This window comes from Enterococcus diestrammenae (genome assembly GCF_049384045.1).
Taxonomy (GTDB): domain Bacteria; phylum Bacillota; class Bacilli; order Lactobacillales; family Enterococcaceae; genus Enterococcus_C; species Enterococcus_C diestrammenae.
On sequence record NZ_JBMRGR010000007.1, the window covers coordinates 1 to 13,786 of the forward strand.

At 43.0% G+C, this 13,786-nt stretch carries 13 protein-coding genes and 1 tRNA gene; 1 reads left to right on the plus strand and 13 read right to left on the minus strand.

The window, feature by feature from the left end:
- Window positions 1-181 precede the first annotated feature (181 nt).
- The 11 genes from nusB to ACO03U_RS06330 form a co-directional block, all read right to left on the minus strand.
- Window positions 182-640 (minus strand): transcription antitermination factor NusB, encoded by a 459-nt coding sequence (gene nusB / locus ACO03U_RS06280; RefSeq protein WP_161868300.1) that lies wholly within the window; start codon window positions 638-640, stop codon window positions 182-184.
- Window positions 633-1,058, minus strand: a complete 426-nt coding sequence (locus ACO03U_RS06285; protein WP_161868299.1) for an Asp23/Gls24 family envelope stress response protein — start codon at window positions 1,056-1,058, stop codon at window positions 633-635. Before ACO03U_RS06285 ends, nusB begins: the two co-directional genes overlap by 8 nt.
- Window positions 1,059-1,075: 17 nt before the next feature.
- Complete coding sequence (efp, locus tag ACO03U_RS06290) at window positions 1,076-1,633, minus strand: elongation factor P (protein ID WP_204686867.1); 558 nt, start codon at window positions 1,631-1,633, stop codon at window positions 1,076-1,078.
- 165 nt (window positions 1,634-1,798) lie between these two features.
- Complete coding sequence (locus ACO03U_RS06295) at window positions 1,799-2,866, minus strand: M24 family metallopeptidase (RefSeq protein WP_202625785.1); 1,068 nt, start codon at window positions 2,864-2,866, stop codon at window positions 1,799-1,801.
- A gap of 72 nt (window positions 2,867-2,938) precedes the next feature.
- Entirely contained in the window at window positions 2,939-3,175 is a 237-nt protein-coding gene (locus tag ACO03U_RS06300; RefSeq protein ID WP_161868297.1) for a GlsB/YeaQ/YmgE family stress response membrane protein, read from the minus strand.
- A gap of 164 nt (window positions 3,176-3,339) precedes the next feature.
- Window positions 3,340-3,714, minus strand: a complete 375-nt coding sequence (locus ACO03U_RS06305; protein ID WP_204686866.1) for a DUF956 family protein — start codon at window positions 3,712-3,714, stop codon at window positions 3,340-3,342.
- A 138-nt stretch (window positions 3,715-3,852) separates the two neighbouring features.
- A complete protein-coding gene (locus ACO03U_RS06310; protein WP_161868295.1) occupies window positions 3,853-4,764 on the minus strand; it encodes a PTS system mannose/fructose/sorbose family transporter subunit IID in 912 nt (303 codons plus the stop codon).
- Between the two features lie 21 nt (window positions 4,765-4,785).
- A complete protein-coding gene (locus tag ACO03U_RS06315; RefSeq protein WP_161868294.1) occupies window positions 4,786-5,598 on the minus strand; it encodes a PTS mannose/fructose/sorbose transporter subunit IIC in 813 nt (270 codons plus the stop codon).
- Between the two features lie 22 nt (window positions 5,599-5,620).
- Complete coding sequence (locus ACO03U_RS06320) at window positions 5,621-6,613, minus strand: mannose/fructose/sorbose PTS transporter subunit IIA (RefSeq protein ID WP_161868293.1); 993 nt, start codon at window positions 6,611-6,613, stop codon at window positions 5,621-5,623.
- A gap of 150 nt (window positions 6,614-6,763) precedes the next feature.
- Window positions 6,764-7,267: a mannose/fructose/sorbose PTS transporter subunit IIB gene (locus ACO03U_RS06325; RefSeq protein ID WP_204686865.1), complete on the minus strand. Its 504-nt coding sequence runs from the start codon at window positions 7,265-7,267 to the stop codon at window positions 6,764-6,766.
- Window positions 7,268-7,535: 268 nt separating this feature from the next.
- Entirely contained in the window at window positions 7,536-10,508 is a 2,973-nt protein-coding gene (locus ACO03U_RS06330) for a sigma-54-dependent transcriptional regulator (RefSeq protein WP_204686864.1), read from the minus strand.
- A gap of 618 nt (window positions 10,509-11,126) precedes the next feature.
- Here ACO03U_RS06330 and ACO03U_RS06335 point away from each other — a divergent pair.
- Window positions 11,127-12,701 (plus strand): GIY-YIG nuclease family protein, encoded by a 1,575-nt coding sequence (locus ACO03U_RS06335; protein WP_204686863.1) that lies wholly within the window; start codon window positions 11,127-11,129, stop codon window positions 12,699-12,701.
- Between the two features lie 205 nt (window positions 12,702-12,906).
- Here the strand turns inward: ACO03U_RS06335 and ACO03U_RS06340 are convergent.
- Window positions 12,907-12,978 (minus strand) — tRNA-Glu (locus ACO03U_RS06340).
- A 65-nt stretch (window positions 12,979-13,043) separates the two neighbouring features.
- Window positions 13,044-13,598: a GNAT family N-acetyltransferase gene (locus ACO03U_RS06345; protein WP_423104475.1), complete on the minus strand. Its 555-nt coding sequence runs from the start codon at window positions 13,596-13,598 to the stop codon at window positions 13,044-13,046.
- Between the last annotated feature and the right edge of the window lie 188 nt (window positions 13,599-13,786).

The following is a 13,786-nucleotide window of genomic DNA, read 5'->3' on the forward strand; positions in this document are numbered from 1 at the left end:
CAAAATAGCTCTAATCTCACTAAATTTTAGTGAGACTAGGGCTATTTGTCGATGCGTTGGATTATTTCCCGCTTACTTTTTAAATGACAAAAACATTTGGCATCCGATAATTAAAACGCGTTCCAAAAAAGCTAGCAATCAAAAGGAGGAATCCTCCATTGACTGCTAGCTTTCTTTCCTATTAGGCTTTGGCTTTCTCTTCAAGCTCGCCATTAATCGTCGACAACAAGCCGTTGACGAACTTACGTGATTGGTCATCGCTAAAGGTTTTCGCCAACTCAATGGCTTCATTTAAAGCGACTTTATTAGGCACGTCCGCTTCATAAACCATTTCATAGATGGCGATTCGTAAAATGGTAAGATCCATTTTAGGCAACCGAGCTAAGGTCCACCCTTTTTTCAAATGTTTTTGAATCGTGTCATCCAATTCAGCTTTATGGGCACAAACTCCTGCTACTAGGCGATCCAAGTAAGCAGGGACAAAGTTTTCTTGTTCTTCATCTAACATGTCTTGGTGCTCTAGTTCGATGGCATGATAGATGGCATCTTGTTTGGATAAGTCCGCATTGAAATCCAATGGGAACAAAGCTTGCAGAGCCATCTGCCGAATGATGTGACGGGAAATTTCTTGACTACTCATTTTCTTCCTCTTCGCTTCCGAATAATTCTTCCAAATCAGGTGGGGTTACTTTTTCTGGAACGACTGCTACCACATGAATATTGACTTCTGCCAATTCCACATCAGTCATAAACAGAACTTGTTGTTTTACCCGATCTTGGATAGCCATAGCAATTTTGGGCACAGACATGCCATATTTGATATAGCAATACAAATCAACTTTGATGCCTTCTTCATCGATGGTGAGATAGACGCCTTTGCCATGAGCAGAACGGCCAAGCAATTCTGTGACATTGTTAGCAAAAGTCCCTTGCATCTCATAAACGCCATCCACTTTGGAAGCTGCTATCCCGATGATTACTTCAATAACTTCCGGTGCAATGACGATTTCTCCTAATTCTTGATTGCTGTTTAAAACCAGATTTTTTTCATCTGCCACAACAACTGCCTCCATTTCTATGCGCGGGAAACGTAAGTCCCGTCCGCGGTGTTGATAATCAGTTTGTCTCCTTGGTTGACGAAAAACGGTACATTGACAGTCAAGCCCGTTTCCATCGTCGCTGGTTTGGAACCACCAGAAGACGTATCCCCTTTGATGTTAGGATCGGTTGCTTCAACAGTCAACGTCACCGTATTTGGTAAGTCCACCCCTAGGATTTCAGAGCCGTACATGATGATATTGACTTCCATGTTTTCCAACATGTATTTCAGTTCTTCTTTGATTTGTTCTTCAGGGATTTCGATTTGTTCGTAGTTAGACAAATCCATAAAGACATGGCTGCCAGCACTTTCGTACAAATACTGCATCTTGCGGTTGTCAATTTGTGCTTTCCCGACTTTTTCACCTGCCCGGAAGGTTTTTTCTTGGACGCCGCCAGTTCGCAAGTTTTTCAATTTGGAACGGACAAAAGCGGCCCCTTTCCCGGGTTTGACGTGTTGGAAATCAACGACCCGCCAGATATCTCCATCAACTTCGATGGTCAAGCCTGTTTTGAAATCATTTACTGAGATCATGGCCATCCTCCTTTAACTTTAGTCATCACGATAACTAAGCAAACTAGTTATTCTTCTTTCTTAGTTTATCATTCTTTGGGCAGTTAGGCTATACAAAACCATTGCCTACGCCTCTGGCAAAAGCCAGAGAGCCCCTCCTATGTGAGGGGCTCCCCAGATGTTTGCTTATAAGATGATCAATTCTTTTGGTGAGTGGGTCAAGACTTTATTGCCTTCAGCGGTGATTAACAAATCATCTTCAATCCGCACCCCACCGATACCAGGCAGGTAAATCCCCGGTTCGTCAGTGATGACATTCCCGACAACAAAGGCTTTGTCTGCTCGGAAAGAAACGTTTGGTCCTTCATGAATTTCTAAGCCAATCCCGTGGCCAGTGGAATGACCAAAGGCTTCACCATAGCCCGCTTGGCTGATATGGTCGCGCGCCACCGCGTCCAACTGAATCCCTGTCATTCCCGGTTTAGCTGCATCTAAGACTTTCAATTGGGCTTCTAGAACGATTTGATAGATTTCTTTTAATTTTGCTCCAGGATCGCCAAGAGCAAAAGTCCGAGTCATATCAGAAACATAGCCTTGGTAGTAGCAACCAAAGTCTAGAGTAATCAGATCCCCTTGTTCGATGACTTTTTCAGAAGCTACGCCGTGGGGCATCGCCGAACGAAGGCCAGAAGCGACGATGGTATCAAAGGAGACACTCGTCGCACCTAAAGACCGCATGAAGAAATCCAGCTGATTGGCAACTTCGATTTCTGTCATCCCCGGTTTGATGAATTTCAAGACATGGTCAAAACCTTGATCCGCGATAGCACAGGCTTTTTCAATGATCGCCACTTCTTGATCATCTTTGACTTCCCGCAAGCTTTCAATCATACCAGAAATCGGAATAAGTGGCGTCTCTTCCAGCAAATCTTCCAAGATAGAATAGTCGGCAAAACTGACTTGGGTTTCTTCAAAAGCTAACGCATTAACTTCTTCTTGGTTACAGATTTTGGCGACTTCATCAAAAATCGGTCCAACGTTTTTGACGATTTCAAAGCCTTGCGCTTGGGCTGCCGCTTGTTCGGTATAGCGGAAGTCAGTGACAAAAAATGCTTTACTCATAGTGATGACCGCCAAGCCAGTCGTGCCGGTGAAGTTTGTCAAGTACCGCAAATTGTAGGGACTGGTAACCAAAAAGCCATCCACTTGTTCTTTTTTCATTAATTCTCGTAATTTTTCCACGCGTAACATCATGACCTGATTCCTTCTTTCTACTGATTTCTGTTCTATTATAACAAATCTATCCTTGAATAAAAGGCGCTTTTACTAGGAATTACTCCGGCCAAAAAACAAACTCACCACCGCAACAAAAATCACCGCGCCAATCACCGCTGGCACGATTGACATTCCTGCCAACTGAGGTCCCCAATCAGAAAACAAACGTTCTCCGATATAAGAGCCAATCAATCCCGCCACGATATTAAACAAACACCCCCGCCGTTCCCCGGTAATCATGCCGGCAATGGCGCCAATCAAAGCCCCCACAATCAAAGTCCAAAGCATGCGTTTTCCTCCTTTAACTCTGATGGACAAACTTGCCCATCGCTTATTTAATTTCTAGCATAGCACAGCTTGCCCTTTCAGAAAAATAGAAACGATTACGGCCCCATGTCCAAAAGAAAAACGCCAAGAATCCTCAGCGTTTTCTGGTCATTTACAAAAGTTGTTCACTTCGTAGCTTTCTTCCGAGTAAATGCTCGTTTCAAGACATCAAAGAAACTCAAGGAACGCACTATCCGTTCTTCTGGTACGTATTCTCTGATAGCCCGCAAAACTTTTTTAGGCTCTTTAGAAGAAAAACTAAAGGTTCCATTTTTCTTCGTTTGGATGGCATAGCGGGGAATCCATTTGCCTTTAAACATCACTGAAGCCACGACATAATCGACTTCTTCCCAAGGGATTTGAATATATTTTCGTTGGTCCCGGTCATTATAAAACTCAAAGGCGTTGTCTCCCACCATCAGTTTGCCATATTCATTCAGCCCCATAAATGAGGTTGCTGCAATTGTTAGATCGACTTTCGTATTTAACGATTGTACCATCGCTATCCCACCTCTCAAACTTGCTCAAAAATCGATAGTTCTTTTTAAGTATACCCTATTCAGCGGCTTTCACCAATCGACAGGCCAAGCACACCTATGTAAAAGGAGACCGAAACTTCGGTCCCCTTGCTTTTACGTTTACATCAAGCCGATTACGTGGAAGACAACCCCAACCACGAATAACCCTAAGATGATGATGATTGGTGACACTTTTTTCTTCAACAACCACATGCACAAGAAGGTCAACAAGACTGCTGCCAAACCTGGAATCAAGGAATCCAAGTTGTCTTGTAAGGTTTTCGTTTGCACATCCGTCAAGGACAAGCCACTAGCAAAGTCAGAAATGGCTTTGCGAATACCTTCTGTCCCGGCTGGTAAAGATTTCCAGTCGATATAAGCACCATCAGACAGTTTAACTTCTGAAACGACAGGAACGAATTTCACATTTACCCAGCGTTCCACGAGTGCTCCCAGGACAAACATCCCCAAAATAGAGGCACCTTTTGTAACGTCTTGCAACAAACCACCAGACAAATCATCAGTGATTTTAGAACCTGCTTTGTAGCCAAATTCTTGTGTGTACCACATGAATGCCCAACGAATAATGTTCCAAGCGACGAAGAAAATGATTGGTCCCAAGATACTACCTGTGAGTGCTAAGGAAGCTCCTAAAGCCCCTAACATCGGACGGACCGTAAACCAGAATACCGGATCACCAACACCGGCCAAAGGACCCATCATACCGACTTTTACCCCTTGGATAGCTACATCATCAACTGGTGCACCATTGGCCCGTTCTTCTTCCAGCGCCAAGGTAACCCCCATGATTGGTGAAGCGATATATGGGTGGGTATTAAAGAATTCCAAGTGACGTTTCAAAGCTGCGGCACGGTCTTCTTTGGTTTTATACAATTTTTTGATCGCAGGAATGATGGCATAACACCAACCACCATTTTGCATCCGTTCATAGTTCCAGGAACCTTGAATGAAGGTAGAGCGCCACGCTACGGACATACGATCTTTTTTCGATAAAGTAATCTTTTCTGCCATTGTCTTTCTCCTCCTTCAAGATTAATAGTCGTTCAAAATGTCGCCTAATGGGTCACCAGTATTGCTGCTAGAGCCACCAGAACCAGAACCACCAGATTTAGACAGGTTCAAGTAAATGAAGGCTAAGGAAACAGCGATCACACCTAAGGCAATCAAAGTCAATTGGGAAATAGCCGCCAAAGCGAAACCAATCGCAAAGAAAGGCCAAACTTCTTTGGTAGCCATCATGTTGATAACCATGGCATAACCCACGGCTACTACCATCCCACCACCGATAGCCATCCCATCAGTCAACCATGCAGGCATGGCTTGCAGGAAGCTTTGGACAGTTTCAGCAGGGATAAACAAAAGCAACGCAGCTGGCAAGGCGATCCGAATCCCTTGCATCAAGATGGCAATAATATGCCACAATTCAATTTTATGGTAATCCCCTTCTTCAGCGGCACTATCCATAATGTGAACGATTGGCACGGCTAACGTCCGAACCACCATGGTCAAAGCCAAACCGGCAACAGCCAACGGTACGGCTACGGCAATCGCGGAAGGAATCCCCGCTTCTCCTTGCCCACCTAAAACTAAAATAATTGCAGAAGCAACGGATGCTAAGGCAGCATCTGGTGCCACGGCTGCCCCGATGTTCGCCCAACCTAAGGCGATCATTTGCAAAGAGCCACCTAGCATGATACCGGCAGTTAAATTACCAGTTACCAATCCGATTAATGTACAAGCTACTAGTGGTTGGTGGAATTGGAATTCATCCAAAATCCCTTCCATACCAGCTAGAAAGGCTACTAGAACCACCAATATCATTTGAATAATGTTTAAATCGCTCATGATATCTTTCCCTCCTATTTGACTATTTATTTGCTGCTAACTCAGCTTTAGCTTTTTTCAGGATTTCATCCATATTGTCTTTGGAATCGTTTGGCACTTTCCGAACATCGAAAGTCACACCGCGTTCTTTCATGGTTTCAAAGGCTTTGACATCCTCATCTCCCATAGACAATACTTTACTTACAACCACTTTGCCGACAGAGTGAGCCATCGAACCGACGTTGACTTCTTTAATGTCGACGCCACCATCCATTGCCCGCACCACATCTTGTGGGTTTTCAAAAAGCAACAAGGCTTTCGTATCCCCAAAGCGTGGGTCTTTGGCAACTTCAATCATTTTGTCCACTGGCACGACATTGGCTTTGACCCCTGGAGGAGCAGCCTGTTCGATCAGTTTCTTACGCAGATCGTCTTTGGCTACCGCATCGGAGACGACGATAATCCGTGAAGGGAGTACTGATTTGGTCCATGCTGTCGCTACTTGGCCGTGAAGCAAACGAGAGTCAATCCGGGTCAACACATATTTGATATGGCCATCCCCTAAAACGGTCCCTGGCGGAATAGCGCCTTGGACTACTGGTGCCGCAGCTGCTTGTGGTGCTGTTTCAGCGGGTTCCAGCTCTTCTGGTTTGATACGTACCCCTTCTTTTGCCGTTTCCAAAATATGAGCGGCAATTTCTTGGGCTTTGTTCATGGAGAAACGAGAGGCATAGGCTTCAATCACCATTGGCAAATTCATGCCGGCAACGATTGCCCAAGTCTCTTTGTGGGCTTCAAACAAGCTGTTTGCTTGGTTGAAAGGTGTCCCACCCCATAGATCCACCAAGAACAAAACTTCCTGCTGGTCATCGAAAGTGGCAATTGCCGCTTCCATTTTAGCTTTGATGTCATCGGGACCTTCTGAAGGCATCAAGGTAACTGCCTTGACGTTTTCTTGCTCACCAAAAATCATCGATCCTGATTGCAAAATACCTTCAGCAAACTCGCCGTGACTCGCTAGGATAATTCCTACCATTTGTCTACCTCCTATTTCATTTTTTGACTGAGATGCAGGGCTGACTTGCCACGACATCTCGGGGCTTTTAAACAGATGTAATCTATTTAAAAGGTGACACAATTTCATTAACAACAGTCGTCGAAAAGAATAAGGGCTTAAAACAGATGACTATTGTAACGACGATTTGGCTTCCTCCTTGGCCAACAACTCCAGCAAATCGAGTTTGCGATCACCGGGTACTTTCCGTACTTCCAAAGCGACCTGATGCTGGGCAAGAAGTCTGAAACAGCGAATGTCTTCTTCGTCCACCGAAATAAAATTGGTGATCATCTTTTTTCCCGTAAGATAGCGCATTCCACCAATATTGACGACAGTCAGTGTCACCCCTGCTTCCACCAACCGCAAGACGTCTTGTGGTTTGGTAAACAACAGCATCAAACGTTCCCCTGCCAGTAAGCCAGAAAAAAACAGGCGAATCATTTTTTGCGTATCGATGACATTGACTTTGATCCCAGGTGGCGCAGCTTCTCTGAGAAGAAAATTCCGAAGTGGGTCATTGGCAACCTCGTCACTGACGACGATGATCCGGTTGACACCGGTTTGTTTGGACCAAGCGGTAGCCACTTGTCCATGGATTAAACGATCGTCAATCCGAGCCAAACGTATATCCACACTAATGGCGATCCCCCCTATCCAATGCACCCAGGTATTGGTCTCAGCAATACCAACTACAAGACCTAGCTACTGTCTCACTTAATTAATAAGCAAAATACGTGCCAACTTTTAAAAGATACACTGTTGTTAAATCAACCTTAATCCAGGTTAAGAAAAAACACACTAAACGATACACTGTGTCATAGTGTATCGTTTAGTGTGTTTTTCTTGCTTTTAAGAGTCCTTTAGCTGATGATCATGTCATTCATTCGGGCACTTCATCTCGTCATTCAAACTGGTCAATAGCATCTAAAGCCGGCGACTCCGCCTCAACACCTTTGAGCTTAAGAATTTCCATCACATAATACTCTTCTTGTAAAGGGACTTTTAAACGTAATTGCCGTTCAAAGGATTGCATGTGTAAGTGCAACCGTTGATAAAAAGGTTCCGCTAATAATTGCGCTTCTTGATCTAGGGTGATACTCAAGGGTTCCTTTACCAACATCCGTTCAATCATCCCTGCTGTATGCATCGCTAGGTTGATTTTTAGCGGCTGACTATTTTCTCCCGCAAAACCACAGGCGGCGACTAGTTCTTCCACAAAGCCCCAAATCAACGGAAACAGTTTTTTGACATTGAGAAAGGTAAAGTTTTCTTCAATAAAGTTCATAGCGGTAATCTGAATTTGCTCATTTGTCACAGCAGGGCTCACCGCTTCTGGGGCCTTACCATTTTCCGCCAATAAGCGACTGATTAAGTCCCCGACATCGGCATCGATAAACTGATCAAGGGGAATAAACGGCGCCGCCAGCTTGGGATCCACGATACCGGTGGAGGCGATGATTTGGTAATTTTCCTTTAATTGAGGCAAGCGTTGTTTCAAATCCACCACTGATTGCGTCAGTACCATCAATTCCTGCTGCTGTTGGTCGGTCAAGGCCCGTTGAATCATTTCTTTGATGCGAATTGCAGTCCCCTCCCCTGATGCACAAATCGCCAGCAAAGCCGGTGGTTTATGGGGGGTAGCAGCAGCTGTCAATTCGCCAGAGCCATAGCCATTGAAAGATTTCAAACTATCATAGATCGAATCCAGGTCACTTCCCAAGACACTAGCTTTACGAACAGCTTCTAACACGAGGGCGGTGGTTACCATATCAACGGTCCGCACCTCAATCCCTGTATCATGAGTGATGGTTTTGCCAAAGGTCGCCAATGAGCCCATATCCACTAATAACAAGACGCCACTTCCCTCAGAAACTTGCGTCACTGCTTGTTTGATTTTCTCCAAAGCAATTTGAGGAGACATATCTAAGGGCATGTCTACCCCTTGAACTTGATCCACTCCCAAAAGTTGGGTAACCACTTTCACCATACTGCTAGCCGTAGTTTCTCCGTGAGCCGCTACGACTACGCCGATTTTCCCCTCTTTTTGATTCGCCACCAAAGAGATCAACAAGACTGCCAAATAATAATCTTCACTCACGGGAATGCGCACTTGAAAAACTTGTGACAAATACTCGCGAATACTCTGGGCAATCCGAAACTCTTCGGGATAAGCCGCTACCATTTGCCGGATATTATCATTGGTTTGACGTTCTTCTCCACTGGCTAATTTTTTCAAAAATGAACTGATGTGGAGGCTCATGGCGTATAAGAAGTTTTGTTGCAAATCATAGCCTAGCCGATCTTTTAGCATTTCATAAATATGATTGGTGGTATCGATAATTTTTTCTTCAACAAACTCAGCCAATTTATTTTCGGCATTAAAGGTGAAGCCATGATCTTTATAGAAAGATTTTAAATGGATATTGATATCAGTGGTAATAAACTGGTTAATCGCTTCTTGATCCAAGCCATCAGCGGCTAACAAAGCTGCCTTATCCCCGATGATGTCATAAAGGTTATAAGGCAATTCATAAGCATCTGTTTTAATATCCAATAAGTTTTCATGGGGATCCACTAAAATTCGTGGTTCCAAAATCTTCGAGAGCTCGGCATTTTTTTCCCGTTCTTTGGTAAGGGCAACGATTCCTGAACGAATTCCTTCAGGCACGTCCTCCATCGTGATGGCGATTTCCGCTTGATGCATATGATTCAAAAAACCACGGGCACAAACCAACTGAATATTGGATTTCAACTGGCCGATATTGCCATAGCTGACACTGCCAATCAAGGCACGAATCACATCTTCCGTCACAGAAATTCGCCGCTGAATCCGGCCAGCTTCTTGCGCGACCATCATCTTCACCAGCTCCAATTGTTCACTGGCTGGTCGTTGATTAAACGCCGGCAAGGTAATATTGATGGGAATTCGTCGGACAAAAGTCGCCAACAAACTGGAACCTGGATCTTCCGTTGTCGCGCCGATAATTCGCACGTCGGCTTGGTGCTTTTTGGCACTTTCACCTAACCGGCTATACGTACCATGATCCATGAAGTAAAAGACCATCTCTTGTCCTTCTGGCGGTAGGCGGTGGATTTCATCCAGAAAGAGGATCCCACCATCAGCTTGATCGATAATCCCTAATTTGTCTTGCTCAGCACCGGTAAAAGCCCCCTTGGCATAACCAAACAAATGACTCATTAACAGCTCTGGATTATTGGCATAGTCGGCACAGTTGAAGACGATTAACTCTTTATCCCCGCTGATGACCCCACTGTTGACTGCAAAGCGAAACATGGCGTGGGCAAAGTAGGTCTTCCCTGAACCCGTCGGACCAGTAATCAAACAATTTAAACCCTTTGGCGGATACAAAATTGCGGCTTTGGCCTGTTCGACGGCATTACGCATACTGCCATTCACCCCGATAAGACGTGCAAAAATATCCTGCTCCTCAGGTAACGCCCCATAGCGCCTGCCAGCTGTCGGCTTCGTGAGAAAGGGACTGTCTGGTGATTCCATATAGCTAGCGACATACTTATCCCCCTGATTAGCTGAGGGCGTGCCATTGCTTTGACTATCTCCACGAGTGTTACCGTTCCCGCTGACAGTTTTTGCAGCCAGCCCCTCGCTACCGAAATCCGTATGCTTTGGGGCTACTTGGATATCAGCGCTGACGTAATAGCGCACTGGCCGGCTATCACTTTTTTGGATGCGGCCAGCCCGCACCAAACTATTGAGGTCTTTGCTGGCATTGGGACGTTGAATTCCCAACGCCTGCGCTACCTCTTGCGTTGTTACGCCGCTATCCTCAGTTTGCGCGCTACGATTGTTGGCTTTTGATTGAACAAAGGCAAAAACCCGTTCACTGCGTTTCATAAAACGCTCCTTTCTCCCTAGAAACCACTGTTGCCATCTAATACCGCTTCTGCCGCCACGTTCTCAGCGTGGCAACTGCGAGCTTATTTGCTGTATCTATTATACCGTTTTTTCACAAAAGCTAAAAAAAACCGGCTTATTTACGAAAAAGTGATATCTTAATATTAAACTATATAAAAAATACTGACTTACCGCAACTTTCATGAATATCTCTCAGATTATCTTTCTATATATATCTCATTAAGCACGTTATTAAACTATTTTGTGCTACAATTTATGTATCAAAAATAAGATTTATAGATGAAAATATGAGCACTCTCACAAAAATATATCTAATTCGCTCGCTTCATGAACAGAATCAAAACGATAAACACTTAAAATTTCGAAATATTATACATTTTTGTTCGTTTAACCTCCTACATGGAGTAAAAAATAAAGCTATAAAAATTTAAAATGCCGTTTATTGAAATCTATTTACTTGATTTAGGATCTTTTATCTATCAATTATCTATCAATTTTTTGTACGCATTAATGACTTCTAATTTTTTTTAGAATCCCAAGTCAATAAATGTTTTCTAGAATACAACAAAAAATTAACGTTAAAACAAGGAGGATAATATGGGATTTTTTCAACGAGTAAAGGAATTGGCAAAGTTACGTGAAACAATTCTTCAAGAGCAAGCAAAGCTAGATTCAATGGTTGCAAAGAGTATCGAGCTGCAATCCAACAACTCCAAACTCGAGCTAGCCCTATCAAACAAAGAAGCTACTATGAAGGATATCAGGGATATTCTAGAAGCTGAAAATGTCGAAAAAAGGGAATCGCTCATTAACCAAGGAAAAAAAGATGCTGCGTTATTGGTTACTAACGCAGAAGCTGAAGTAGCTGACTTACGATTGTTCATTTCTGAAAATGAAGATAAAATTAGCACACTTACGGAAGAACGAGATTCTTTAACAAAAGAAATTAATCGATACTTGAGACAGGCACGCAAGTTTAAGTCAGAGATTGTCGGCCTTAAAAAGTATCATAAAAGATTCAATACTGGTTCACAGTCTGATTATGATACATTCGAAGATCAACTATTTGAAGCATCTGAATACTTAGAAACAGATGGTTTAATCGATACTATCATTAAATTACCTCTCCATTCAGATAATTCTAAAGATCTCCGCAAACTCTCAAATGAGACTAGAAAAGAAATCAATAATGTCCTCGAAAAATATAAAGACCGGTATAACACCAAAGCAAATAAAGCAATATATCAATTAATGGTAATAGGTTTACAAGCAGAGATGCAATTACTCCTGTTTCAACTCGGTTACCAAAAGCTTAACGAAGCAAAAGAAAAAGTTAGTTTGATTTTTAACAAGTACACAACAATCGCGGCTGAAGGTAACCGTTCAATACTTCCTACAATTACTCGCTTTATAACAGAAATTGAACCATTGTATATCGAATTGGTCGACATTGAATATCGATACTACATTAAACGACAGAAGGAAAAAGAAGAACAACAAGCTATCAGAGAACAAATGAAACAAGAAAGAGAAGAACAACAAGCTCTTGCAGCTGAGAGAAAAAAACTTGAAAAAGAAGAATATAAGTATCAAACAGAAATGAAAAGGAACAAAGAACTTTTAGCTAGCGAAACTGATACAGCTAAAATCGCACAATTGGAAGAGCACTTAAAGGAATTGCAGCAACAACTTGACTCAGTAGCAGAAAAAAAAGAAGAAGTGACTAGTCTGGCGCTAGGTAAAGCTGGGTACGTTTATGTAATTTCTAACCTAGGTTCATTCGGTGAAAACGTCTTTAAAATCGGTATGACACGTCGGTTAGAACCACAACAACGTATTGATGAACTTGGAAGTGCGTCTGTTCCTTTTAAATTTGATGTTCATGCCTTAATCTTCAGTGATGATGCCGTCAATCTTGAAAACACACTGCATAAGCGTCTTTCCGATAACCGAGTCAATAAGGTTAACTATCGAAAAGAATTTTTTAGAAGTTCTGTCGATGACTTAGAAAAACTAGTTGAAGAAATTGATCCCACAGCAGAATTTACCAAAACTATGTTTGCAGAAGAATATCAACAAACCCGTGTTATGGAAGATAATACGGAAACTATTTTTCTAGATGAATCTCTTCATACAGAAGATGCACATCTATTGTCTAAAGAAGTAGTTTAGCTAAATTATCAATAAGTGCAGTATCTACCTACAAGCTAGCGATTGCACACGAAATAAACTAAGCTAAGGCTTTTTTATTGTAACCATTAGCTAGAAACAATGTTCTACCAAAATTTTCGTTCTGTCCAATTCCAATTTTTAGATAACAAAAAAAGGTTGATAGATGAAAGCTATAACGCTTATCCTATCAACCTTTTTAAAATAATAGCCTGTACGGGATTCGAACCCGTGCCTCCACGCTGAGAACGTGGCGTCTTAACCCCTTGACTAACAGGTCATGCGGTATCTTTTACATGGCTATCATAGCACTTTCTGAAAAAATGTAAACTAAAAAGCCTTCGATTACATTTTTACTGATTCGTGGTAGCTATCGGGATACGGACGAAAGGCTTTGGGAGGATTCGCAGGTATTTGGAGTGCTTTTTGCAACCATAGGACATCGTGCCACTTGCCAAATTTGTAACCAATTTTGGGAAAGCGCGCCACTTGTTGGTAGCCAAATTTTTCATGAAAGGCGACGCTGCCTTGATTGCCTTCTGTGATACACGCCGTCAAATTGACCACTTGCTGTTTGGCCAAGCAACGTTCCAATTCCTGATACAAACGACTCCCGATACCTTTCACTTGAATCCCTTGTTTGACATAGACCGTCACCTCACAGCTCCAATCGTAGGCACTGCGTCCTTTGTATGCACCGGCATAGGCATAGCCAACTATTTCTCCAGCGCGTTCAGCGACAAGGAAGGGATAGCGCGCCAACGTCTGGCTAATTCGTCGTGAAAACTCCGCAATCGTCGGGACATGATATTCAAAAGTAATGGCTGTTTCCAACACATAAGGTTGATAAATAGCGACTAAAGCCTCGGCATCTTGGGGCGTTGCTGTTCTGACTACAATCATTTACTCACCGGCTTTCACATCATTTTCCTTCTATCTTGACATAAGGCGACTTATTTGTAAATCCCTAAGGAAAGGGTTAGCCAACAACGATTTGACGGATCGTTTCATCACGAAAACAGAGCAAAATCGCCTCCGGAGAATCCTCCTCCAGCAACTCTCTCTGTTTCGTCGCTAATTGATTGATT